24 protein-coding genes are annotated in these 21,391 nt (G+C 63.0%); 11 read left to right on the forward strand and 13 right to left on the reverse strand.

Annotated features, from left to right (window positions below):
* Window positions 1–134: 134 nt before the first annotated feature.
* The 3 genes from CTATCC11996_RS07090 to CTATCC11996_RS07100 all read left to right on the forward strand — a co-directional run bounded on the left by CTATCC11996_RS07090 (window position 135) and on the right by CTATCC11996_RS07100 (window position 2,920).
* Complete coding sequence (locus CTATCC11996_RS07090; protein WP_034348372.1) at window positions 135–1,016, forward strand: LysR family transcriptional regulator; 882 nt, start codon at window positions 135–137, stop codon at window positions 1,014–1,016.
* A 92-nt stretch (window positions 1,017–1,108) separates the two neighbouring features.
* Window positions 1,109–1,831, forward strand: a complete 723-nt coding sequence (locus tag CTATCC11996_RS07095) for a DsbA family oxidoreductase (protein WP_003074556.1) — start codon at window positions 1,109–1,111, stop codon at window positions 1,829–1,831.
* Window positions 1,832–1,891: 60 nt separating this feature from the next.
* Complete coding sequence (locus tag CTATCC11996_RS07100; RefSeq protein WP_003074559.1) at window positions 1,892–2,920, forward strand: cyclase family protein; 1,029 nt, start codon at window positions 1,892–1,894, stop codon at window positions 2,918–2,920.
* 36 nt (window positions 2,921–2,956) lie between these two features.
* On the opposite strand, the gene CTATCC11996_RS07105 is transcribed toward CTATCC11996_RS07100, so the two are convergent.
* Both CTATCC11996_RS07105 and CTATCC11996_RS07110 read right to left on the reverse strand, forming a co-directional pair.
* On the reverse strand, window positions 2,957–3,652 hold the full coding sequence (locus tag CTATCC11996_RS07105; protein ID WP_003074562.1) for an LrgB family protein: 696 nt from the start codon (window positions 3,650–3,652) through the stop codon (window positions 2,957–2,959).
* Between the two features lie 3 nt (window positions 3,653–3,655).
* Window positions 3,656–4,132, reverse strand: a complete 477-nt coding sequence (locus CTATCC11996_RS07110) for a CidA/LrgA family protein (RefSeq protein WP_003074564.1) — start codon at window positions 4,130–4,132, stop codon at window positions 3,656–3,658.
* A gap of 77 nt (window positions 4,133–4,209) precedes the next feature.
* Between CTATCC11996_RS07110 and CTATCC11996_RS07115 the strand changes: the two genes are divergently transcribed.
* Together CTATCC11996_RS07115 and CTATCC11996_RS07120 are read left to right on the forward strand one after the other, a co-directional pair.
* Window positions 4,210–5,124, forward strand: a complete 915-nt coding sequence (locus CTATCC11996_RS07115) for a LysR family transcriptional regulator (RefSeq protein WP_003074566.1) — start codon at window positions 4,210–4,212, stop codon at window positions 5,122–5,124.
* Window positions 5,125–5,173: 49 nt separating this feature from the next.
* Window positions 5,174–5,845, forward strand: coding sequence for a pseudouridine synthase (locus CTATCC11996_RS07120; protein ID WP_003074568.1), 672 nt, complete (start codon window positions 5,174–5,176; stop codon window positions 5,843–5,845).
* Here CTATCC11996_RS07120 and CTATCC11996_RS07125 read toward each other — a convergent pair.
* From CTATCC11996_RS07125 to CTATCC11996_RS07135, 3 genes are all read right to left on the reverse strand, one after another.
* The gene (locus CTATCC11996_RS07125) at window positions 5,842–6,927 is read right to left on the reverse strand and encodes a hypothetical protein (protein WP_003074569.1); all 1,086 of its coding nucleotides are present in this window, start codon (window positions 6,925–6,927) and stop codon (window positions 5,842–5,844) included. The genes CTATCC11996_RS07120 and CTATCC11996_RS07125 overlap by 4 nt on opposite strands.
* A 125-nt stretch (window positions 6,928–7,052) precedes the next feature.
* The gene (locus CTATCC11996_RS07130) at window positions 7,053–7,421 is read right to left on the reverse strand and encodes a sunset domain-containing protein (protein WP_003074571.1); all 369 of its coding nucleotides are present in this window, start codon (window positions 7,419–7,421) and stop codon (window positions 7,053–7,055) included.
* Between the two features lie 212 nt (window positions 7,422–7,633).
* Window positions 7,634–8,272: an MBL fold metallo-hydrolase gene (locus tag CTATCC11996_RS07135; protein WP_003074574.1), complete on the reverse strand. Its 639-nt coding sequence runs from the start codon at window positions 8,270–8,272 to the stop codon at window positions 7,634–7,636.
* Window positions 8,273–8,614: 342 nt separating this feature from the next.
* Between CTATCC11996_RS07135 and CTATCC11996_RS07140 the strand changes: the two genes are divergently transcribed.
* Together CTATCC11996_RS07140 and pntB are read left to right on the forward strand one after the other, a co-directional pair.
* Window positions 8,615–10,264, forward strand: coding sequence for a Re/Si-specific NAD(P)(+) transhydrogenase subunit alpha (locus CTATCC11996_RS07140; RefSeq protein ID WP_236597886.1), 1,650 nt, complete (start codon window positions 8,615–8,617; stop codon window positions 10,262–10,264).
* A 27-nt stretch (window positions 10,265–10,291) separates the two neighbouring features.
* Window positions 10,292–11,707 carry a Re/Si-specific NAD(P)(+) transhydrogenase subunit beta gene (gene pntB, locus CTATCC11996_RS07145; RefSeq protein WP_003074578.1) on the forward strand — a complete coding sequence of 472 codons (1,416 nt, stop codon included), beginning with the start codon at window positions 10,292–10,294 and terminating at the stop codon, window positions 11,705–11,707.
* A 137-nt stretch (window positions 11,708–11,844) separates the two neighbouring features.
* On the opposite strand, the gene CTATCC11996_RS07150 is transcribed toward pntB, so the two are convergent.
* Window positions 11,845–12,471: a LysE family translocator gene (locus CTATCC11996_RS07150; protein ID WP_003074580.1), complete on the reverse strand. Its 627-nt coding sequence runs from the start codon at window positions 12,469–12,471 to the stop codon at window positions 11,845–11,847.
* Between the two features lie 105 nt (window positions 12,472–12,576).
* Between CTATCC11996_RS07150 and CTATCC11996_RS07155 the strand changes: the two genes are divergently transcribed.
* The gene (locus tag CTATCC11996_RS07155; protein ID WP_003074582.1) at window positions 12,577–13,032 is read left to right on the forward strand and encodes an Lrp/AsnC family transcriptional regulator; all 456 of its coding nucleotides are present in this window, start codon (window positions 12,577–12,579) and stop codon (window positions 13,030–13,032) included.
* 166 nt (window positions 13,033–13,198) lie between these two features.
* Here CTATCC11996_RS07155 and azu read toward each other — a convergent pair whose 3' ends face one another.
* Window positions 13,199–13,654, reverse strand: a complete 456-nt coding sequence (gene azu, locus CTATCC11996_RS07160; protein WP_003074584.1) for an azurin — start codon at window positions 13,652–13,654, stop codon at window positions 13,199–13,201.
* A gap of 211 nt (window positions 13,655–13,865) precedes the next feature.
* Complete coding sequence (locus CTATCC11996_RS07165; RefSeq protein ID WP_003074585.1) at window positions 13,866–14,669, reverse strand: exodeoxyribonuclease III; 804 nt, start codon at window positions 14,667–14,669, stop codon at window positions 13,866–13,868.
* A gap of 10 nt (window positions 14,670–14,679) precedes the next feature.
* Here CTATCC11996_RS07165 and pyrE point away from each other — a divergent pair, with 10 nt between their 5' ends.
* Together pyrE and CTATCC11996_RS07175 are read left to right on the forward strand one after the other, a co-directional pair.
* On the forward strand, window positions 14,680–15,381 hold the full coding sequence (gene pyrE / locus CTATCC11996_RS07170) for an orotate phosphoribosyltransferase (RefSeq protein WP_003074587.1): 702 nt from the start codon (window positions 14,680–14,682) through the stop codon (window positions 15,379–15,381).
* Window positions 15,382–15,389: 8 nt separating this feature from the next.
* Window positions 15,390–16,055: a hypothetical protein gene (locus tag CTATCC11996_RS07175; protein ID WP_003074589.1), complete on the forward strand. Its 666-nt coding sequence runs from the start codon at window positions 15,390–15,392 to the stop codon at window positions 16,053–16,055.
* A gap of 11 nt (window positions 16,056–16,066) precedes the next feature.
* Here the strand turns inward: CTATCC11996_RS07175 and CTATCC11996_RS07180 are convergent, their stop codons facing one another.
* From CTATCC11996_RS07180 to CTATCC11996_RS07200, 5 genes are all read right to left on the reverse strand, one after another.
* Window positions 16,067–16,420, reverse strand: coding sequence for a hypothetical protein (locus CTATCC11996_RS07180; RefSeq protein ID WP_003074592.1), 354 nt, complete (start codon window positions 16,418–16,420; stop codon window positions 16,067–16,069).
* 87 nt (window positions 16,421–16,507) lie between these two features.
* A complete protein-coding gene (locus tag CTATCC11996_RS07185) occupies window positions 16,508–16,726 on the reverse strand; it encodes a hypothetical protein (protein ID WP_003074595.1) in 219 nt (72 codons plus the stop codon).
* Window positions 16,727–16,816: 90 nt separating this feature from the next.
* Complete coding sequence (locus CTATCC11996_RS07190; protein WP_236597885.1) at window positions 16,817–17,938, reverse strand: HPP family protein; 1,122 nt, start codon at window positions 17,936–17,938, stop codon at window positions 16,817–16,819.
* A 135-nt stretch (window positions 17,939–18,073) separates the two neighbouring features.
* Window positions 18,074–18,649 (reverse strand): nitroreductase family protein, encoded by a 576-nt coding sequence (locus CTATCC11996_RS07195; protein WP_034348374.1) that lies wholly within the window; start codon window positions 18,647–18,649, stop codon window positions 18,074–18,076.
* A 101-nt stretch (window positions 18,650–18,750) separates the two neighbouring features.
* The gene (locus tag CTATCC11996_RS07200; RefSeq protein ID WP_003074606.1) at window positions 18,751–19,788 is read right to left on the reverse strand and encodes a hypothetical protein; all 1,038 of its coding nucleotides are present in this window, start codon (window positions 19,786–19,788) and stop codon (window positions 18,751–18,753) included.
* 275 nt (window positions 19,789–20,063) lie between these two features.
* On the opposite strand from CTATCC11996_RS07200, the gene serA reads away from it, so the two are divergent.
* A complete protein-coding gene (gene serA, locus CTATCC11996_RS07205) occupies window positions 20,064–21,293 on the forward strand; it encodes a phosphoglycerate dehydrogenase (RefSeq protein WP_003074609.1) in 1,230 nt (409 codons plus the stop codon).
* Window positions 21,294–21,391 lie beyond the last annotated feature (98 nt).

Raw genomic sequence — 21,391 nt, forward strand, 5'->3', positions numbered from 1 at the left:
TGCTTGGGGCTGTTCAAGCAAGCTGAAAAGCTTGAGTGACCCATTTTTCAGAAGAAGAGCGAGCATGCCCGGGCCGCGCCGGCCCTGCTGCGAAAGCTGCTACGCTGCGGCCCAGGTTTTCGCTCTTCTCTTCCATGGATTCGCTCACCCCTTTGCGCGCCTTTCGGCGCATTGTTGAACTGGGCAGCATTGCCAGGGCAGCCGATGCACTCGATCTTTCCTCGGCGGCGCTGAGCAAGCAATTGCGCGCGCTGGAGGCACAGCTGGGTGCGGTGCTGATCCAGCGCACCACGCGCCGCATGAGCCTGACCGATACCGGCAGGGCCTACTACGCCGAATGCTGCCGGCTGCTCGATGGCTTTGACACGCTGGAGCAATCGGTGCGGGCGCAGTCCGAGCAGGTGACGGGGCGGCTGCGCGTGAACGCGCCGCTGTCGTTTGCGCTGAGCACGCTGGCGCCGCTGCTGGCGCGTTTCATGCAGCGCCATCCGCAATTGCAGATCGACCTATCCATGGAAGACCGGCTGGTGGACGCCGTGGGCCAGGGCTTTGATGTCTCCATACGGCTGAGCGCCGAACTGGCGGATTCATCGCTGATTGCGCGGCGCCTGGCCTCGCTGTCGCAGATGCTGTGCGCTTCGCCGGCCTATTTGCAGCAACACGGCCGCCCGGCCAGCGTGGCTGCACTGCGTGACCATGCGCTGCTGAATTACAGCCTGGCACAGGCCGACGACGGCCTGCAAGTTCCGAGTGAAGCACGCGCCAGCGTCAACAACAGCCTGATGTTGCGGGAGCTGCTGGTGGCGGGCATGGGCATTGGTGCACTGCCGTCCTTTCTGGCCCGGCCCGCCATCGCTCAGGGCCAGCTGGAGGCATTGAGCCTGCAAGACTGGGCAGAGCCGCCACGCCATGTCTACGTGGTCTACCCCACGCAACGTCACCTGCTGCCCAAGGTGCGCGCCTTTGTGGACTTTCTGGCCGAGGCGCTGCCTGTGGCCATGGACGGGGATTCTTGACGCCGGATTAAGAGTCTCTCAAGCGCAGGCCTCTTACTCCTGCGAGGCCTGCGCCCTACGCTTGCTGTCCATCAGCCATGAAGGACACAAGCATGACGCAATGCCATGATTTTTCCTGCGCTCTGCCCGCGCAGATCGCAGCCCATCCCGCCCCCGCCCTCGCCCCTGGCCCGGTCCTGTCCGCGGCAGCGCAGGCTGCTCCCGTCATCGATTTCTTCCATGACGTGGTTTGCGGCTGGTGCTATGTGATGTCGCCGCGCCTGCGCCAGGTGGCCCGCGAGCTGGGCCTGCGCGTACGTCAGCGCAGCTTTGTGCTGCAAGCTTCCCGCGCCGAGATGGTGGCCCGGTTTGGTTCCATGGAGCAGGCCAAGCAAACCATTCTCGGGCACTGGGAGGCATGCGCACGGCATGACGACACACAGCGCATCGATATCGAAGGCATGCGCCGCGAAACCTTTGAGTACCCCAGCGGCCTGGCTGGCGCACTGGCCTGCCAGACTGCCCAGATCCTGGAGGGCGACGAGGCCCACTGGAATCTGTTCGATGCCATACAGCTCGCCCATATGAGTGCCCACCGCAACATAGGCGAAGCCGAGGTGCTGCTGGACATCGCCACGCACACCGGCTTCGAGCGCAATGCTTTTGCACGCTGCATGGAAAGTGCCGAGGCCTTGAACATGGTTCACCAGGATCTCGCACTGGCTCAGCACCTGGGCCTGCGCAGCATTCCCAGTGTCATCGCTCCGGGTCTTCCCACGCTGCAGACCCTGCCCCTGGGCCAGCTGCGTGAACGGCTGCGCGCCCTGGTGGGTTAAGCCATCTCAGCACTCTTTCATACCCGCGCCGCAAGGCGCACCGCTTCCAAGGAAACACCCATGAACTTCTCTTTCCGCGCCCGTGCCCGGCGCTTACCCTCCCTGTTGCTCGCTATGGCAGCAGCGTTCTCCGGTCTGGCTCATTCCCACGGTGGCCACACGCTCCCGGCCGGAGCCAGCCAGGACGTGGGCCGCAGCCCCTGGGGGCCGGGCGACGAGATCGGCCGCCTGAATCTGATCACGCCTGCCTCGCGCGCTGCCATCCTGCAGCGCATCGCAGGCGGCCAGGTCTATGACCTCGCCACCGAGTACTACGTGGGCATGCCGAGCTGGCAGGATGCCGGCGATCCGCACTACCAGTTCTGGATGACGCACACGCCACGCGGCACCGTGGTGGACGACCCCATGAACGTGGGCAAGAGCATGAACGCCACGCGCAGCTACACGGGTACGGCGTTCTCCATGTACAGCCATACGGGCACGCACATCGACGCACTCAACCACTTCGGCATACGCGGCAAGATCTGGAATGGCTTCAGTGCCGACGAGCATCTGGGTGACCGGGGTTGGCAGCGCACGGGCATTGAGAAATTCCCGCCACTGGTGGCTCGCGGCGTGCTGATTGACGTGGCAGCGGCCAAGGGTCTGGACATGCTGCCCGACCAGTACCGGATCACCCGGCAGGACCTCAAGGAGGCGCTGGCACGCCAGAACGTAACGCTGCAAAAGGGCGATATCGTGCTGATTCGCACGGGACGCATGAAACTCTACGACCAACCCCAGGCCTATATGGCCAAACCCCCGGGGCTGGGCCTGGATGCCGCACGCTTTCTGGCCGAGGATGCGGGTGCCATGATCATCGGCGCCGACAACCTGAGCCTGGAGACTTTTCCCTCAGAAGTGGACGACGACTATGTGCCGCTGCACAGCTATCTGCTCGCCCAGCAAGGCATTCCCATCATGGAACTGGTGGCCCTGGACGGGCTCTCTCGCGACAAGGTCTATGAGTTCGCCTTCATCGGGGGGCCGCTGAAGATCCGAGGTGGCGACGCCGCGCCGCTGCGCCCGATTGCCATTCCGGTGCGCTGAGAGCGGCGATTGCCGGAGCCAGTCCTCGAGCGCGGCTCAGAAAAACAATGTGCGCACCCAGGGAGCTGCCAGCACGTTCACGGCACCGGCAATCATCATCACCAGCGATGCCATCACGGCCTGCACCTCGCCGGCCTGGCGCGCGCGGGCCACGCCGCTGCCATGGGCGGCTCCGCCCCAGCTGGCGCCCGTGGCCAGCTTGCTGCGGATGCGGGGCAGCACACGCAGTACGGTCTCGCCCAGCAGCATGGCACTGACACCGGTCAGCAGCACGAACAGCGCCGCCAGATCGGTGGGACCGCCCAGCACTTTCTCGGCCTCGATTGCAAACGGTGTCGTGATGCTGCGCACGGCCAGGCCTTTTTGCAGCGCCTCGGACAGGCCGAACATATCGGCAAACGCAATGGTGGTGGAGATGGAGACCAGGCTGGCCACGACCACGCCGGTGGCTATCGACATCCAGTGCTTGCGCAGCAGCTTGCGGTTCTCGTACAGAGGCAGTGCAAATGCCACCGTAGTGGGGCCCAGCAGCCAGACCAGCCAGTGGGTCTGGGCAATGTACTGCGGGTAGCTGACATGGGTCAGCAGCGAAAGACCGATCAGCACCATGGGGGTGGCAACGATGGGCATCAGCAATGGGTGAGGATGCTTGCGGTACAGGCGTTTGTTGACCCAGTAGCAGGCTACGGTGGTCAGCAGCGACAGCAGACCGATGATTTCATTCGACAGCATGGCTTAATCCTCGTTCAGGGCAGCGGCATCGCGGCTGGACTTGCGCCTTGCCAGCCACAGCTCGAAGCGATAGACACGATCGACAGCCAGCGCGGTCACGGCCATCACGCAGGCTGTGCTGGCCACGATGACGGCCAGAATGCGCAAGCCCTGGTGACGGATCAGATCGGGGTATTCGGTGACCACAAGCATGGCAGGCACGAAGAACAGCAGCATCTCTGCCAGCAGCCAGTTGGTGCCGCTTTGCAGCCAGCGCGCCTTGACCAGTCCTGAAAAAAGGCCCACTGCCAGCAGGCCGAAACCGATCAGGCCGGCCGGCATGCTCCAGCCGAAATGCTGGCGCAGCACATCCATGGCAATCCAGATGGCGCTGAGCAGGCACACTTGCAGCACGGCCTTGAGCAGTTGCCAGAGTGTCTGGGCAAAAGAATGGCTGCCGCCCTGGGCGCGAGGGGCGACAGCTTCCGTAATCTGTGACATGGGTGAAATTCTAGGGTTTTCACCTATATTCATAAAATGACTTATTTTCATTTTTTCCATGCGTAAAAGGAATTGTCATGGACTTGCGCGCCCTGCGCTATTTCATTGAGGTGGTGCGCCAGAACGGCTTCACCCGCGCAGCCGAAACCCTGCATGTGACCCAGCCCACCATCAGCAAGATGGTCAAGGCGCTGGAAGATGAATTCGGTGGCCGTCTGCTGCTGCGCGAGGGGCGGGGCGTGCAGCTTACCGATGCCGGCCAGGTGGTCTACGACCGCGGACTGGAGATTCTGGAGCAGGCCCAGCTGCTGCGCCGACAGGTGGCCGAGGTGGATCACATCACGCGCGGCGAGCTGTCCCTGGGCATCATGCCCACCACGGGCCATTACATGGCTCCGGTGATCGCGCTGTTCCAGCAGCGCTATCCAGGTGTGAATCTGCAGGTCAACGAGCAGGGCGCGCGCGCCCAGTACCAGCTGATCCAGGAAGGCAAGCTGGACATGGCGCTGGGCCTGTTCGCGGCCCCCGATCCGGCGCTGGAGCGCTACACGGTGGCGCGCCAGAAGACGCGCGTTGTGCTGCCTGCCCAACAGGTCGCTGACCCCGGCCAGCCCATGCGCTGGAGCGATCTGCACGACCTGCCGTTTGTGCTCTATACCTCGGACTTTGCACTGCACGAGCATGTGCTGCAGCAATGCGAGGCGGCGGGCTTCACGCCCCAGGTCAAGCTGCAGACGCGCTACTGGGACTTCATCGGCCATCTGGTCGCGGCCCAGGTGGGCGTGGCCGTGATGTTCGAGCATGTCATCGCGCGCTACGACCCGCAGCGCGTGGCCAGCCGCCCGCTGGTGGAGCCCGAGATCCCCTGGGATGTGGCGCTGATGTGGCGGCCCGGCTATCTGTCGCGCGCGGCCCAGGCCTGGCTGAACTGCGTGCGTGAGGTGTATCCACAGCCGCTGCTCGGTGCTGCGCTCCCGGATTTTCAAAACTGATAGCTGTTTCCCATTGTCCAGTAAGCGATGCAAGGCTTTCTGATGCTTGATGTCAGTCTCGGCCTTTGTTGCTAAGCTCGCAGCCATGCCCCGCCCGTTCTCTTCCAATCGCTCCAGCAACTTGCGCCGCAGCACCGTGGTGCGCCAGCCCGCGTCCCGGCCCGAGGTCACGCGTCTGCTGTGCTTTCACAAGCCCTATGGAGTGCTCAGCCAGTTCACGCCCGAGGGCAAATGGCAGGGCCTCAAAGACTGGATCGATGTGCCCGGCGTCTATGTGGCGGGCCGGCTCGATGCCGACAGTGAAGGTCTGTTGCTGCTGACGAATGACGGCCAGCTGCAGGCCCGCATTGCCGACCCGCGCCACAAGATGGAGAAGACCTACTGGGTGCAGGTCGAAGGCATGCCGGACGAGACGGCGCTGCAGCGCCTGCGCGACGGCGTCGAATTGAGCGACGGCAAGACCCTGCCCGCCAAGGCCCGCCTGATAGACCCTCAGCCCGGCATGTGGCCGCGCAACCCGCCGATTCGCGTGCGCCAGAACATTCCCGACTGCTGGATCGAGCTCGTCATCCGCGAGGGCAGGAACCGCCAGGTGCGCCGCATGACGGCAGCCGTCGGCTACCCCACGCTGAGGCTGGTGCGGATGGCTGTGGGGCCTTATTCGATTGAAGGGCTGGAGCCCGGCCAGTGGCTGGATGTGTTGCCGCTCAGTGGTTCCTAGCGCAAAGTATCGAGCCGCTGCAGCTCATCTTCATCTTCCGGCAAGGCTGCTGCCTGCCAGCGCGGCAGAGCCGGCCAGGGGCGAAAGCGAATCCAGCCCACTTGCACTTCCTGTAGATTGCCCCGCAGCAATGGAAGAGCGGTCGCCAGCTCGGATTGGCGAGTGCGCACGCATTCGCGCAGCGATTGCATGGCTTGCTGGCCACGCCCGAAAAAGCGCTGTCTGCCCAACCAGTCGGGGGAGGGCTGGCATTGGGCATAGGCCAGTGGCAGGCTGCTGAGCTCTCCTTCCACCACGGAAATCAGGGCCTGCAGGTGCATGTTGAGCTGCTCCTGCGGCATCAGGCCCGCCAGTTGCAACTCCAGCGCATCCTTATGAAAACGATAGCGTGCGGGCAGGGCGGCGCTCAGGGTATAGCTGCCACCGCTGCGCGAGCGGGCATGGTGACTCAGGATGCGACTGCCTTGCTCCAGCATCGGCCGGACCAGCTGCAACAAGGCCTGCTGGTGCTCTGCATCGTTGTGCTTCAGGGGGATGAGCAGCCGCGTGCTGTCATAGCCGCGCCATTGCTCGCGCCAGACCATCCAGCCCGCCGTATGCGGTACGAAGAAAATCAGGGTGATCAGGGACAGCATGGGCACAATGCCCGCTGCCAGTGACCAGGCTGCCCTGATCTCGGCAGCGGCAGCGGCCTCCTCACCCAGGCTGACGAGATTGCCGCTCAGCTTGATGAGGGTGGCAAGACTGATGGCAAATGCCAGACCACAGATCAGGGATAGCTGCTCAGGCGAATAAAGGCTATCGGGCAGATGAATCAGGGTGGCCAGTGCGGCGGCGCATCCCAGCAGAGTCACGGCTGCGGACAGCAGATAGAACAGGGCGGATGGGGCCTGCTGCTGGATATCGAAAGCGGGGTTCTGCTCCAGTTCGCGCAGCAACTGCTTGCGGCGCCACCAGCGCAGCGGCTGCCAGAGCAGGGCGCTGACCGCCAGGCCGGCGAGCATGCTGATGAACAGCGCCGAAAAAGCCCATAGCAGCAAGGCTGCCATCAGTAAGAGACCCAGTCCGACCAGCCAGTTCATGCCCGCGATTGTCCTTTTGAATTGATAGCTGCTTGTGTTTGATGGACAAGCAATCTAGCCTGTTTTAAATGAAAAAACGCGCTGCCTGCAATCGCAGGTCAGCGCGATGGTTTGATGCTACAGGTTTAGCTGCAGCTCTTGTTGTTGGCGCCGTGCATGCCGGCGGCCTTGGCATCGGCCTCGCTCATGTACTTGCCGTTCTTGGTCGTGCCGTAGTAACGGGTGCCGGGGCAGTGGTAGATCTTGCTGTCCTCATTGGCCCAGACCTTGCCTGCACCGCCGCCAGGAGCGGCGGTCGCGGCCGGCTTGGCGCCTGCAGCCGCCTTGGCAGTGGCCTGCTGATCAATGCCCTTGCGGCCCGAGCAAGCTCCCTTGGAGGACGCCGCGCTCATGGTGGAGCCATCCTTGCAGACAAAAGTCTGCATGTCCGCCTTGGCAGCGGCAGGGGCCGGCGCAGCCTTGGCTGCCGGTTCTGCCGCCGGCTTGGCGGGCATGGGGGCTGTTTTGGCGGCCGGTGCGGCAGGCACCGCTGCTGGTGCGGGTGCCTGAGCAAGACTCGCCCATGAGCTGCTGACCAGGGCTGAAGCCAGGCAAATTTTCCATAAATTGCGCATACGAACTCCCTCCAATAGATGTGATGTCACAAGGCGTGACAGGCGCATGCTGCTACGGAAGACCTGATTCCGCAAGCCTCGGCCGTCAGGCTTCAGGTCCCGCTGACATAGGGGTTCAGCTTGCGCTCGCGGCCGAAGCTGCTTTCTGGGCCATGTCCGGGGATGAAGATCGTCTGGTCACCCATGGGCCACAGGCGCTGAACGATGGAGTCGATCAGCTGCTGATGATTGCCTTGCGGGAAGTCCGTGCGGCCTATGCTGCCGGCAAACAGCACATCGCCGACAAAGGCTCGGTCGATCTGCGGTGAGTGGAACACCACATGGCCGGGCGTGTGACCTGGGCAGTGGCGCACGTTCAGCGTTTCCTGGCCGATGCTCACCGTATCGCCGTCATGCAGCCAGCGTGAGGGCACAAAAGGCTCGCAGTGGGGAAAGCCGAACATGGCGCCCTGTTGGGGCAGACCGTCGATCCAGAACTGGTCGCCCTCATGCGGGCCAATGATGGGCAACTCGTACTTGGCCGCCAACTCGCTGGTGCCGCCCGCGTGGTCGATATGGGCGTGGGTGATCCAGATGGCCTTGAGATTCAGGCCCAGGCGTTCCACCTCCCACTCGATCTGCTCGATATCGCCGCCGGGGTCGATGACGGCCGCATCCATGGTCTGGTCGCACCAGACGAGAGAGCAGTTCTGTTGAAAGGCTGTGACGGGGACGGTGTGATATTGCAACATGGGTGACTTGTATTTTTCGGGCGTTTGCGTAGTCTCGCGGTCAGCGAACCCCGCAAGCATGACACGGCATGACACGCGCATCAAAAATGCCCGCTCAGATTCTGGCGTCATCCCTCATTTGAGCTAGCATGGATGCGAGTGCCCCATTTTGGTGCGGGCTGCTAAAACGTATTTGTGCTGCAAGGCAGCGGGCAGTCGCTTCATGGGAAGCGGCCCGACACAGTTTCAAGATCGTTCAGGCCGTGCCAATGCCCATGCAATACAAGTTCCTCCCTCGGGCAGGAATGGCAGGGGATGGGTCGGTCTGGAGGAAAACCGTTTTCAAACTCCAGGAGACTCTGCATGTCTACCCCTTCCAGCCAGCCGAGCGGCGCTGACGCCCAGCGTAGTGACGCCCAACGCTCTGGCGCCCAACGCATCGGCATCCCGCGGGAAACATTTCCGTTGGAAAAGCGTGTGGCCACCGTACCCGATGTGGTTGAAAAACTCGTCAAGCTGGGTTTTTCGGTCGCCATCGAATCGGGCGCCGGCGATGCCGCCAACTTCAGCGATGACGCTTATCGCGCAGTGGGGGCCGAGGTGCTGCCCAACGCTGCGGCGGTCTGGGCTGCTGCCGACATCCTCTTCAAGGTGCGCCCGCCCACCCCGCAAGAAGTCGCGCTGATGCGCGAAGGCCAGATCCTGATCGACTTCATCTGGCCGGCCCAGAATCCCGATCTGATGCAGCAACTGGCTGCCAAAAAGGTGACGGTGCTGGCGATCGACTCGCTGCCCCGGACATTGAGCCGCGCGCAGAAGATGGATGCACTGACCTCCATGGCCGGTGTTTCGGGTTACCGCGCCGTGATCGAGGCCGCCAACGCCTTCGGCCGCTATTTCAACGGCCAGATCACGGCCGCAGGCAAGGTGCCGCCAGCCAAGGTCTTCATTGCCGGCGCAGGTGTGGCCGGTCTGTCGGCCATTGGCACGGCCGCCAATCTGGGCGCCATCGTGCGCGCCAACGACACGCGCGCCGAAGTGGCCGATCAGGTCACATCGTTGGGCGGTGAGTTCGTCAAGGTCGACTACGAAGAAGACGGCGGCGGCGGCGGCGGCTATGCCAAGGTGATGAGCGAGGGCTTCCAGGCTGCGCAGCGCCAGATGTATGCCCAGCAGGCCAGGGAGGCCGACATCATCATCACCACCGCGCTGATCCCCGGCAAACCGGCGCCCAAGCTGATCACGGCCGAGATGGTGCAGAGCATGAAGCCCGGCAGCGTGATCGTCGACATGGCGGCCGAGCAGGGCGGCAACTGCGAGCTGACCGTTCCCAACGAGGCCGTTGTGCGCCACGGCGTGACCATCATCGGCTACACCGACCTCGCATCGCGCCTGGCCAAGCAATCGTCCACGCTGTACGCCACCAACCTGCTGCGCCTGACGGAAGAGCTGTGCAAGGCCAAGGATGGCGTGGCCGTGGTGAATATGCAAGACGATGCGATTCGCGGCCTGACCGTGGTCAAGGACGGCGAAATCACCTGGCCTGCCCCGCCCCTTGCCCAGGCGCCCAAGCCAGCCCCCAAGCCCGCTGCGGCTGTGGTGGAGCAGAAGAAAAGCGGCCATGGCCATGGCGCTGCGGGCCCGCTGCCTGCCAAGACCCTGACCATTATTTTTGCGATTGCCGCCCTGGCCTTCTGGTTCATCGGTGCCTACGCGCCAGCGGCCTTCCTGGGCCACTTCACGGTGTTTGTGCTTGCTTGCTTCATCGGCTACATGGTGGTGTGGAATGTGACGCCAGCGCTGCACACGCCGCTGATGAGCGTGACCAATGCCATCTCCAGCATCATCGCCATTGGCGCGCTGGTGCAGATTGCGCCGCCGGGCACGGCAGGCACGGGCCGCCCGGATGAACTGATTCGCTGGCTGGCCTTTGCTGGACTTGTGTTGACTGCAGTCAATATGTTTGGCGGCTTTGCCGTGACACGCCGCATGCTGGCCATGTTCCGCAAATAAGAAGAACGAGCACAAGAGAGAAACACCATGTCCCAAAGTCTTGCAACGGTGGCCTATCTGGGGGCTGCCATTTTGTTCATCCTCAGCCTCGGTGGGCTGTCCAACCCTGAAACCTCGCGCCGCGGCAATCTGTTCGGCATGGTCGGTATGGCGCTGGCCGTGCTGGCCACCGTGTTCGGCCCGCGTGTCGATGCCAGCGGCATCGCCTGGATCGTCGGCGCGCTGGTGCTCGGCGGCGGTATCGGCCTGTATGCGGCCAAGGTCGTCAAGATGACCCAGATGCCCGAGCTGGTCGCCCTCATGCACAGCCTGGTTGGCCTGGCGGCCTGTCTGGTGGGCTTTGCCAGTTATGTCGATACTTCCATCCAGCTGGCGGGCGCAGAAAAAGCCATTCACGAGGTGGAAATCTACGTGGGCATCCTGATCGGCGCGGTCACCTTCTCGGGCTCGCTGATCGCCTTCGGCAAGCTCAACGGCAGAATCGGCGGCAAGCCGCTGCTGCTGCCCGCCCGCCACTGGCTCAATCTGCTCGCGCTGCTGGTGGTGATCTGGTTCGGCCGCGAGTTTCTGCATGCCGAAACCGTGGCTGACGGCATGTTGCCGCTGGTCGTGATGACCGCCATTGCGCTGCTGTTCGGGGTGCACATGGTCATGGCCATCGGTGGTGCCGACATGCCCGTGGTGGTGTCCATGCTCAACAGCTACTCGGGCTGGGCGGCGGCGGCCACCGGCTTCATGCTGGGCAATGACCTGCTGATCGTCACCGGCGCGCTGGTGGGCTCCTCGGGCGCCATCCTGAGCTACATCATGTGCCAGGCCATGAACCGCAACTTCATCAGCGTGATTGCGGGCGGCTTCGGCTCCGGTGCTCCGGCCAAGAAGGGCAGTGCCGCTGCGGCTGCCGAGCCCCAGGGCGAAGTGGCGCCCGTCAGTGCCGCCGAGACGGCCGAGATGCTGCGCGAAGCCAAGAGCGCCATCATCGTGCCCGGCTACGGCATGGCCGTGGCCCAGGCCCAGCACACCGTCAACGAAATCACCCGGACCCTGCGCGAAAAAGGCGTCGCTGTGCGCTTTGCCATCCATCCGGTGGCAGGACGCATGCCCGGTCACATGAACGTGCTGCTGGCCGAGGCCAAGGTGCCCTACGACATCGTGATGGAGATGGACGAGATCAACGAAGACTTCCCCGAGACCGATGTGGCCATCGTCATCGGCGCGAACGACATCGTGAACCCCGCGGCTCAGGACGACCCCGAGAGCCCCATCGCCGGCATGCCGGTGCTGGAAGTGTGGAAGGCCAAGACCTCCATCGTGATGAAGCGCTCCATGGCCTCCGGCTATGCGGGCGTGGACAATCCGCTGTTCTACAAGGACAACAACCGCATGCTGTTCGGCGATGCAAAGAAGATGCTCGACGAGGTGCTGGGGGCTCTGAAGAGCTGATGATATGGAGTGGCCTCTGCTGAGGCCTCTGCCCCCTCTGCCGCCTTGCTTCGCAATGCGGGCGCCCGAAATCCCGGGTCGTAGCGTACGCCTGTTCCTGAAATGCCTGCGGTTGTCGGCCGCAGGCATTTTGTCTTTCAGAGATGCTGGACGGCGATCTCGCCCAGCAGCACAGCGGCAATCAGCAGCATCAGCGTGCCCGACAGGCGCGAGACGGCAAGCGCGGCGGCGGGGCGCGAACGCAGCACGCTTTGCGAGCCCCAACCCACGCCGAAGTAGACCACGGCACAGCTGGCCGCATGGACGGCGCCCAGCACCATGATCTGCGCAAACACCGGCCAGCTGTCGCCGGGCCGCACAAACTGCGGCAGCAAGGCCAGCAGCAGCAACAGCTGCTTGGGGTTGAGGCCGCTGACGCTGGCTCCCTTGACCGTCCAGTGCCAGCGCGTGCCGGTCTCGGCATCGCTGCCGCTGCTGATGGCGGCCGGGCTGCGCCACAGGCCCACGCCCATCCAGGCCAGGTACAGCGCGCCAGTGGCCGTCAGCGCGGTCAGCAGGGCCGGGTTGCGTGCCACCAGGGCACCCACGCCCGCCGCCACCGCCAGCGTGGCCAGCAGCGCACCGCAGGCCAGGCCCAGCGTGGCGGGCAGCACCAGCCGTCTGCCGCGCAGACCGGCAGAGATCACATAGGCCCAGTCGGCCCCGGGCGTGAGCACCAGAAGAAAGGAGACAGCCCAGAAGGCGGTCAAGGCGGCGTAGGACACGAAATTCCCTCGAAAAGCGTTGATGCCGAGAGAATATGGAAGCGGAGCGAGAATGTGCTCTCAATATTTGCCGTTGAATGGCTTGAAATTGAAAGAAACTGCCTCGTGAACTCGCTGGATCGAAAAATTCTTGCTGCGCTCGAAAACAATGGCCGCCTCACGGTGACCGAGCTGGCCGAACAGGTGGGCCTGAGCCTGTCGCCCTGCCACCGGCGTGTGCGTGCGCTGGAGGAATCGGGCGTGATTCGCGGCTACCGCGCCGAGCTGGACCCTGGGGCGCTGGGGCTGGATTTTTCGTCGCTGGTCTTTGTCACGCTCAGGGACAGCAAGTCCGTGCCCGCGTTCGAGGACGCCGTGGCCCGGCTCGACAATGTGGTGCAGGCCCAGCGCCTGTTTGGCGACCCGGACTATCTGCTGCAGGTCGTGGTGCGTGATCTGCCGGCCTATCAGCGGCTCTATGACGAGCACCTGACCCGGCTGCCCGGCGTGCTGCGCATGACTTCCACGCTGGTCATGAAGCATGTGGTGACCAATAGACCGCTGACCTCCGCGATGGAGTAGCCATGAAAAAGCGCCGGTGACTTTCGTCACAGGCGCTTTTGGTCAGCCAGGTTTGCTATTGATTCAGAAGCTAATTACGCTTGCTTATCAAGGTTTTCAGGTACTTATATAGTTGAAAACCTTTGAAAGAAAGCGCTGGTAGCTACAAAAAAATAGAATCTCCGGATCAGGAACCCAGCTTGAGCGAGCCCTTCATGAGGGCCGAGTGGCCGGGGAAGCTGCAGAAGAAGGCGTAGTCCGTGCCAGCCTTGAGCTTGGCCACGTCGATATCGAACTTGGTGGTCTCGCCGCCACCGATCACCTTGGAGTGAGCCAGCACGCGAGCATCGCCAGCCTTCACATAGTCGGCGCCTGCACCGGCGGCCATGCCGTCGGTGATCACCGGCTGCATATCAGCCGCGGTGCTGACCACGATGTTGTGGCCCATGGCCGTCTTGGGCATCTTGCCCACATGCTTGAGAGTCACGCTGAACTTCTTGCAGGACTTGGGCACATCGATGCTTTTGACATTGAACTGCATGGCGTCGTTGCTCTCGACGACGGCTTCGCAGCCTGCCGCCATGGCGGGCGCGCTCAGGGCACCGGCTGCACACAGGGCCAGGGTCATCAGAATCTTCTTCATTGGCTATTCCTTTTCCTAAAAGCGAAACGGGAACCGCTGTGGCCTTGTCGCCCTCCAGGTTCCGCCGTTCATTCTTTCGGAAACCTGCCCAGCCGGCTCAGTACAACTCATGCTCGCATGGGTTGTACTGTTGCACCTTGCGCTAACTCAATTCGCCGAGCATGCGTGCGTTCACTGCCTTGCGGGTTGCAGCCGGCGTTGCTTGTGCGCTTCAGATCGCCATGTCGTAACCAATGGTGATGGGCGCGTGGTCCGAGAACTTCTCGCCCTTGTAGATGGACTCGGTGCGCGCCAGGGCCGCGATCGCAGGTGTTGCCAGGTGGTAGTCCAGTCGCCATCCCACGTTGTTGGCATAGGCCTGGCCCCGATTGCTCCACCATGTGTAGCAGGCATCCGTGCTGTCGGGCTGGAGCTGGCGATAGACGTCCACCAGACCGCCGCTGATCTCGGTCTTGTGCAGCAGCTTTGTCATCCAGTCGCGCTCTTCGGGCAGGAAGCCGCTGTTTTTCTGGTTGCCGCGCCAGTTCTTCAGGTCTTCCTTCTGGTGCGCGATATTGATATCGCCGCAGAGCACAAAGTCGCGCTCGGTCTTGAGGTGCATCAGGTGGCTGTGCATCTTGGCCAGAAAGCGGAATTTGGCCTCCTGGCGCAACTCGCCCGAGCTACCGCTGGGAAAGTAGGCGCTGATGATGGAGAACTTGCGCCCGGGCGTGTCGAAGCGGGTTTCGACATAGCGGCCCTCGGCGTCGAACTCCTCGATATCGAAGCCCACGACCACATCGCTGGGCTCGTGGCGGGTATAGACGCCCACGCCCGAATAGCCCTTCTTCTCGGCAAAGTGGAAGTAGCCCTTCATGCCGGCCAACACCTCGAAGCGCCCGGCCATATCCGAAGCCTGGGCCTTGATTTCCTGGACGCAAATACAATCCGGCGCAGTGGCTTCGATCCAGGCTTCGGCGCCTTTGGTCGTGGCAGAGCGGATACCGTTGAGGTTGAGGCTGGTTAATTTGAACAAGGATGAATCCATGGTGGTGAGTGAGAAGCCAATGGGCGGTGCAGACCGTCTGGCGCAGGATTTCGTGCAGTTTGCCGTCGATGCGGGCGTGCTGCGTTTTGGCGAATTCAAGACCAAGGCCGGGCGCATCAGCCCGTACTTCTTCAATGCCGGGCTGTTTGACGATGGCGCCAAGATGGCCCGTCTGTCCGAATTCTATGCAAAAGCCATTCTGGCCAGCGGCATGGAGTTTGATATGGTCTTCGGGCCTGCCTACAAGGGCATCCCTTTGGCAGCCACGGTGGCGGTGGAGCTGGCGCGCCAGGGCAAGAACGTACCCTTCGCCTACAACCGCAAGGAAGCCAAGGACCACGGCGAAGGCGGCACTTTGGTGGGTGCTCCCCTCAAGGGCCGCGTGCTCATCATTGACGACGTGATGTCGGCCGGTACGGCTGCGCGCGAGTCGATTGCCATCATCAAGGCGGCCGGTGCCCAGCCGCATGCCGTGGCCATCGCTCTGGACCGTCAGGAAATGGCGACGGAGAATGGTCAGGATGTGCCGCACAGCGCCGTGCAATATGTGCGCAATCAGCTGGGCATGCAGGTCTGTGCGATTGCCAAGCTGGCAGATTTGTTGCTCTATCTCGAGCAGCAGGGCGGGGATGCCGGCCGCGAGCATCATGAACGCGTGCTGGCCTACCGTCAGCGTTATGGTGTCGAAGACAAGGAATAAACACGCAAATGAAGCAGGCCTTGCATGCAAAACTGAGTTTGTATGTGGTAGCTACCGTCTGGGCAGGGGCCATGCCGGCTCAAGCCCAGGCCAATAGCGGTGGTATCTACGCCTGCACGGATGCCAATGGGCGGCGCATCACGGCCGACAGGCCGATTGCCTCCTGCGTCGATCGCGAGCAGCGTGTGCTTGGCAACACGGGGGTCGAAGTGCGCCGCGTGGGTCCCACGCTGACCGATCAGGAGCGCAGCGCACAGGAGGCCAAGCGCCGCCAGGACCAGGCCGAGCAGCAGCGTCTGCGCGAGGAGCGCTCGCGCGAGCGCGCCATTCTGGCGCGCTTTCCCAGCCAGGGCGTGCATGACGCCGCCAGAGCCGAGGCGATTGCTCAGGTCAACGATGTGATCGGCGTGGCTCAGAAGCGCCTGGTCGATCTTCAGGAACGTCGCCGCAAGCTCAACACCGAGCTGGAGTTCTATCAGAACGATCCGAAGAAAGCTCCTGCCAATCTGCGCCGCCAGCTCGACGACAACACGGAATCCCAGGCCGAGCAGCAGCGCTTCATCAAGCAGCAGGAAGAGGAAAAGCAGCGCATCAACCAGCGCTTCGATGCCGAGCTGCAGCAGCTGCGCAAGCTATGGGCAGAGCTGCCGCCTGCCGCGCCGCGCTCGCACTGACGACAACGCCGTCAGTCTTCGTGGCCGTCTTTGTGCATGGCCATGACTCGACCCAGCAGCAGGGTCGCAATCCAGGCCACTGCCGCGATGATCAAGGGCATCTGCACCAGCAGCGGAGCCTGAGCCATGAGCATCAGCGCATCGGCTTGCCACAGCGCCCCATAACCCTTGAACAGGCCATAGGCCAGCCACAGCAGCATGCCTGCGCTGGCAATGGCGGCCATGCTGCGCATATTGCGTCCGTCACGGCTGCCTGCCGGAGTGCGCAGGGCCGAGCGCCATAGCCAGCCCACGGCGGCCAGTACCAGCAGCACGCAGGCCGCGACGGACAGCGGCAACCAGAGGGAAAGAGGAATCAGCGACATGGCGCCGCACTTTAGCCCAGTTGATCCCTGGATGAAAAAAGAAAATACCCACCGAGGTGGGCATGCATGTAGGGGCTTGTCAGCAGCTCAGTTTGCGCGCCAGACCACATGGTGGCCCGGCACGGACTGAATGCCCAGCACGGTGGCGTGGTGGGCGAGCAGCTCTTCGAAGGTCTTGGTGCTTTCGCTGCTGGCAGTGCTGCCTTCATATTCCGTGGCCACCTGTGTCGCGGTAAAGGAACTGGCTCCAAAGCTTTGCACGATGTTGCGCAGCTTGTCGAGGTTGGGGGTGAACACGGCGTCCATGGCAGCAACTCCTTTTCGGACAATCAAACCAGTACTGCCCATAGTTTATCCAGCAGTCCGTGCCAGGCAAGAGGGCCTTTGCCCGCATGGCTATTGATTGATGGAGAGCAAGGTGCGAATCACGTCGGAGCGCGTGATGACCCCGACCAGGGTCTTTCCGCGCAGTACGGCAATGAACTGAACGCTGTGCGATGCCAGCTCGTGCAGCAGATCGCCCATGGGCGTGTCTTCCTGCACGCTCATCTCTGGTGCGCGCATCAGCTCCTGGGCTATGGATTGCACCTTGGATGGCCGGCTGCGCAGGCGCTGCCAGAGATTTTGCTGCTGGCGCGAGCGATGGTCCTGCCAGAGCCAGTCGAACAGGTCGGCGCGCAGCACGCGGCCAATCAGCTCACCTTGCGCATCGACCACGGGAAGGCTTTTGATCAGATGGCAGTGAAACAGCTCGGCCACTTCCTCGAGCGGAGTCTGCGGGCTCACGGTCAGGAGCTTGGCGGACATGACGGTGCCGCAGTCCACGCTGGACAGTCGGCGCTTGATGGCCTCCTCCTCGGCGGCGGCCAGCAGCTCGCCCAGGTCCTCGGGTGTCAGGTTGTAGCTTTGCTCGAAGCGCTGCAGCAGCTGCTCCAGATCCTGCTCGCTCAGCGCCAGGCGCGTGGTGGGGCGCTGGGTCTTGGCCGCTTGAGGCGGCTGGTGCAGATAGGGGCGGCCGCAGGCACGGTGGTAGAGCACGCCGACTGCCGCAAGAACGCCAGAGAGTACGGCCATGGGAATCAGCAGATGCCAGCCAAGGGGAGCCATCTGGGATGCAGCCAGTACCGTCAGCAAGGCCACGGCGCCGCCCGGCGGGTGCAGGGCGCGCAGCAGCAGCATCAGGGCAATGGCGCCCGCCACGGCCAGCGCGGCCAGCGAGGTCTGGGACAGCATGGGGAATGCCCACAGCAGCAGCAAGGTATAGAGCGCAGGCACGGTGTTGCCGACCACACAGTTCCAGGGCTGGGCCAGCGGGCTGCTGGGCACGGCGAACACCAGCACGGCGGTGGCGCCCAGCGGTGCGAACAGGAACAGGGTGTTGGGAAAGAAATGCTCGACCAGCCCCACCAGAATGCCGGCCAGCGCGAGACCCAGACCTGCGCCGATGCTGGCGCGGATCAGCTCTTTCCAAGAAGGGCGCGAGGCCACCGGCCCCAGGCGTTGCCACATTGTTTGCATGACGGACATAGGCTCAGGCTACGGGGCGCAAGATTGATAGCTGCTCCCGCAATGTTGTATTGATTAGTGCGGCAATTCTGTCAAAAAAAAGCTCCACAGGGTGAGCTGTGGAGCTTTGGCGGGATTGGGGCCGCTTCAGGCAGTTGCGGCGGCTTGAACGGCTCCGGCACTCAGCATTTCGGCCAGCGGCTTGCGGCCCGAGGGCTGCTCGCGCTCGCGCAGATCGTCGGGCAGAGTGGATGCATCGGCGCGGCGGCCCACGGCGATCACGCATTCGGGCACCAGATGCTCGGGCAGGTTCAGCACCTTGCGGGCTTCATCGGCAGAGAAGCCGCCCATGGCGTGCGTGGCCAGGCCCATGGCATGGGCCTGCAGCGCCAGATAGCCCCAGGCGCAGCCCGCATCGAAGCTGTGCTTGGCGGCGGAAGCCTGTTTGTCCGACAGCAGCACAATCAGCGCGCCGCCATTCAGGCACCAGCGGCGGTTGGCTTCGTTGGGTATCTGCGAGAACGCCTGCCAGTTCGCGTCGTCACGCAGGGCGTAGGCAAAGTGCCAGGGCTGCTTGTTGCTGGCCGAAGGCGCCCAGCGGGCGGCTTCTACCAGCTGCTCGATCTGGGCCGCACTCAGTGCTTCAGGCACAAAGGCGCGAGGCGACATGCGCTCGATGAATTGCGCGTGGACGGGGACGGTACTGCTACGGGTGGTGCTCATGGTGATATCACTGAACTGAAAAGAAAAGGGCCCGCCTACTGTACAGAGACGGGCCCGAAACCATAGCGCAAGCTCCGGCCTTTTTTGCCGGAGCCGGAACATCAGGACTTTTGACCCGATTGCGCGCCGATGCCGCGCAGATGACGCTCCATGCGGAACATCACCAGTGCCATCATCACCATCACCAGGCAGGAAATCAGCAGCGTGGCAAACGCCGTGTCCATGCCCAGAAACTCCCACTTTTCCTCATCGGGGTTGTCGCCGCGCAGCTTGGCGGCCGTACGGTCGAACGACAGCGTGTAGTTGGTCAGCAAGGTGTTGACGATCTGCGGGGCGGATTGCTGCTGCAGCTTCTTGGCCAGGCTTTCATTGCCCAGAACCTTCTCCAGCGCCACGGGCAGTCCCTTGATGTAGGCCGTGTACGAGCCCTCGCCATGCTCCATCTCGGCGGCCTGGGCGCGGTCGTTGATTTCGGAGGCCAGGTTCACCGGATCCATCAGCATGGCGTCTTCGCCCGCAGCCTCGGCGGCTGCCGCAATCGCTGCATCGGCTGCCGCATCGGTGGCGGCTCTGGCCATGCGGTCCTCGCGGGTCAGCGAGATGCGGCGCGCCGTCCAGGCAGCATCCACTTCGGCAGCGGCCGCGTCGGCAGCCTCCTTGTCGCAGCAGGAGTTTTCACGTGCCTCGCGCATCTTGATCTGGCGGTTGACGTCGTCGGCCGAGGGCAGGGCATCGCCCTTGAGCAAGGGGTGGATGGGATCCAGGCCCTGGCTGCTGTTTTCCGTTTCTACGCGTTTGCGTGCAGCCGTGTCCCGGTAGATGAAGCCACGCAGCAGGCCGTCGGCCTTGCGGAAATCCGGACGCAGGGCGGGGTCGGCCAGACGCTTTTCCATGGGCACGGCGTTGCCGAGGACGCTCAGGTCGCGACCAGTCTCTTCTTCCATGTACTTGAGGTCGTAGGGCGCATCCTTCCAGTTCAGCGCCGTTGCGCCGGCAGTGGCGATATCTGGCTTCTTGGGCTTGTAGTGGTCCCAGATCCAGTTGCCCATGCCAAACAGCACAAAGATGGAAAAGGCGAGCAAGACAAGACGCAGAACTTGAATCAGCAAATCTTCTGCGCGTCGCAAGAGGGTCAGCATAGGCAGCAAATCCTTGTAAAAAGCTTGAGTGGTCTGCACTTTCAACTATGAAATTGGAAGCGCGTGAATGATCGCGATTGTAGGAAGCGAATCGGAAAGTCGTAATTTGTTACAGGTGAGCCGACCAATGCACGCTTTTGTCCCGCCCTGCGCTCTTTTTGGGCCAGGGACGCCGGTGCGGCTCCTCTTGACTTCATGAAGGGGCGATGCACCCAGATCCTGTAACGGAATTACGAAACCGCTGTAATGGAGTTTTGATGGATCGAGGCTGGATCATGGGTAAGACGTCGCTGGATAAATCGAAGATCAAGTTTTTGCTGCTCGAGGGCATACATCCCTCCGCGCTCAAGGTGCTGCATGACGCGGGCTACACCAATGTGGAGGCACTGACCGGCGCGCTGGACGGCGAGGAGCTCAAGCGCAAGATCGCCGACGTTCACTTTGTCGGCATCCGTTCGCGCACCCAGCTCACGGCCGATGTGTTCGCGGCCGCGCAGAAGCTGGTGGCCGTGGGCTGCTTTTGCATCGGCACCAACCAGGTGGACCTCAACGCAGCGCGCGAGCGCGGTGTGGTGGTCTTCAACGCGCCTTACTCCAACACCCGTTCGGTGGCGGAGCTGGTGCTGGGCGAAGCCATTTTGCTGCTGCGCGGCATCCCCGAGAAGAATGCCGTCTCCCACCGCGGCGGCTGGAAGAAGAGCGCGGAGAATTCCTTCGAGATCCGCGGCAAGACGCTGGGCATCGTCGGCTATGGCTCCATCGGCACCCAGCTGTCGGTGCTGGCCGAAGGCCTGGGCATGAAGGTCATCTTCCACGACGTGGTGACCAAGCTGCCGCTGGGCAATGCCCAGCAGAGCAGCGGTCTCAACGAGCTGCTGGCCCAGTCCGATATCGTCACCCTGCATGTGCCCGAGCTGGCCTCCACCAACGGCATGATGGGAGCGGCCCAGATTGCCGCCATGAAGCCCGGCAGCATTCTGATCAATGCGTCGCGCGGCACCGTGGTCGATATCGAGGCCCTGGCCGAGTCGCTCAAGAGCGGCAAGCTGCTGGGCGCGGCCATCGACGTTTTTCCCAAGGAGCCCAAGAGCAACAAGGACGAATTCCTGTCGCCGCTGCGCGGCATGGACAACGTCATCCTCACGCCGCATATCGGCGGCTCCACCATGGAGGCGCAGGCCAATATCGGTCTGGAAGTGGCGGAAAAGCTGGTCAAGTACAGCGACAACGGCACGACCACCTCGGCCGTCAACTTCCCCGAAGTGGCACTGCCCGAGCACCCCGGCAACAACCGCATCCTGCATGTGCATGAGAACCGTCCCGGCATTCTCTCTGCCATCAACCAGGTGTTTGCCGACAACGGCATCAATATCGCGGGCCAGTACCTGCGCACCGATGAGAAAGTGGGCTATGTGGTGATCGATATCGATGCCAAATCCTCGGCGCTGGCGCTGGAGAAGCTCGCGCAGATCGCGGGCACCATCCGCTGCCGTGTGCTGTTCTGAAGCCTTGGCAGCTGAACGAAAAAAGGAGACCTCGGTCTCCTTTTTTCATGGACCGGCCATTGGCGATGGCAGGAGCTGGCCCGAAGGGTGCGCGACGG

Origin of the sequence: Comamonas testosteroni ATCC 11996, from assembly GCF_000241525.1 — a bacterium.
Lineage (GTDB): Bacteria > Pseudomonadota > Gammaproteobacteria > Burkholderiales > Burkholderiaceae_C > Comamonas > Comamonas testosteroni.